Annotated in this window: 2 protein-coding genes; both read right to left on the reverse strand. The window is 74.5% G+C overall.

Annotation, left to right across the window (positions count from 1 at the left end; genetic code table 11):
* The coding region (locus ACVNF4_RS35610) for a TIGR02679 domain-containing protein (RefSeq protein WP_461806975.1) at window positions 1-406 on the reverse strand (406 nt) is incomplete at its 3' end.
* Window positions 403-1,799, reverse strand: a 1,397-nt coding sequence (locus ACVNF4_RS35615; protein ID WP_461806976.1) for a TIGR02680 family protein, incomplete at its 5' end; no start/stop codon positions are given. The genes ACVNF4_RS35615 and ACVNF4_RS35610, both read right to left, overlap by 4 nt.

Genomic DNA, 1,799 nt, shown 5'->3' on the forward strand with positions numbered 1-1,799 from the left:
GGGCCGCCCTGCGGTCGACGAGGGGCGGGCCGAGGGCGGTGAGCGTCGCGGCCAGTCCCCGGCCGACGGCCGTGGCGCGCAGGCGGGCGTCCAGGTCGGGGAGGCGGATCGTGGCCGTGGCGGCGGTGATCGGCTTCGCCAGGAGGAGGGACAGGGCTTCGCGTTCCGCCACGTCGAGGTTCTGGAGCCGGATGGCGCCGGTCGGCTGGAGGCCGCCTCGTTCGAGGCGGGTACGGGCGGCCGTCCAGAGGCGGGTGAGGGCGGGGCGGGTGAGGAACTCGCGGGTGCGGGCGTCGAGGGGCGGGGGTTCGAGGGACGGCACGTCGAGAGGCTGGGCGTCGCCGATCGCACCTCTCACCGCGTCCGCCGCGCCGACACCGTCGTCCGCCGTACTTCCACCCCTCATACCGCCACCAGCCTCCGCTGCCGCCCGTTCCACATGTAGTGCAGCGTCGCCACCCCCCGCACATGCGGATCCCGCAGGCACTCATAGATGTGCAGGGACGGCACATCGGGCCAGTTGCCGATCAGGCGTTCGCTGGTGAGGACGAAGTCGAGGTCCAGGTCGACGAGGATGCGGCCGAGGCGGGCGTGGGTGGGTTCGTCGACCTTGGCGAAGGCGTCGTCCAGCAGGATCAGCCGGGGTGCGTGCGGGGCCGACTCCGCGAGGCTCGTGAAGTGGGCCGCCGCGGCGGCGAAGAGGACCAGGTAGGAGAGGACGCGCTGCTCGCCCTGGCTCATGCCGGTACGGCCGGACAGCTTGCGGCGGCTGGTGGGGGCCGCGTCGTTCACGACCCAGGGGACGAAGGTGAACCATCCCCGGTAGTCGAGCGCGGTGCGCAGGTGGGCCGCGTAGCCCGCGGCCGGGTCGGCCCGGCGGGCGTCCTCGATCCGGCGCTGGAGGATCTCGCGCAGCCGCTCGGACTGGTCCGGGGTGCGCAGCGCGGCGGGACCGCGCAGGAGCTCGACGGCCGCTGCGACGTCCGCCTCGACGCCGTCGGCCAGCTTCCAGTCGAGGATGACGCCGAGGCCGTGCGACGTACGGACCGTGTCGAGCGTGGCGTTGAGGGCGGCGACCAGTCGGCCCGCGGCGAGGACCTGGGTGGACAGGTGGTCGCCGAGTTCGCCGGTCAGGAAACGCTGGAAGACCTCGCGTTCGCGGTCGGTGAGGCGGCCCCGGGCGGCGGCGGCCTCGGCGGCGATCCGCAGGCCGACGCCGGCGACGTCGTGCGGGCCGTGGTCGTCCACGAGGCGGCAGAGTTTGACGCCGTCGTGCTCCTCGATCGTCGCGTCGTACCCGCCGGAGAGCTGGTCCCGCAGCGCGGTGTACTGCTTGTGGAAGGTGTTGTCCGAGACGTCGTGGCGCTCCCCGGCCAGCTCCTGGCCCACGGCGCCGACGAGGTGCCGCAGCGCCTTGACGCGTTCCCTGGCCTCGGCGTGGACCGGGTCCGGGATCCGCAGCCGGTCCTGTTCGAGGCCCGCGCCCTCCAGCACACCCGGCAGCGACAGCGTCGTCCGCAGCCGCCGTCCGCTGGTGAGCACCTCGCTCTCCTGGGCGGCGAGCGAGGCGTGCTGCTCCTTCGCCGTCTCCTCCGCGCGTACGCGCTCGTCGTGCACGTCCGCCATGTCCGCCCGCGCACGCGGGAGTTGGAGTCGCGCGGCGTCCAGGCGGCGCTGCCCGTCGGCCTCGCGGCGGAGGATCTCCGCCTCCGTGGCGCCGAGCGCCTCCTCCAGGGTGCGGACGGTGCGGCGGGCGCTCTCCCGGGCGCTCAGCGCCTCGCCGTAGTCGGCCTCGGCGT

The sequence above is a fragment of the Streptomyces sp. S6 genome, from assembly GCF_054880855.1.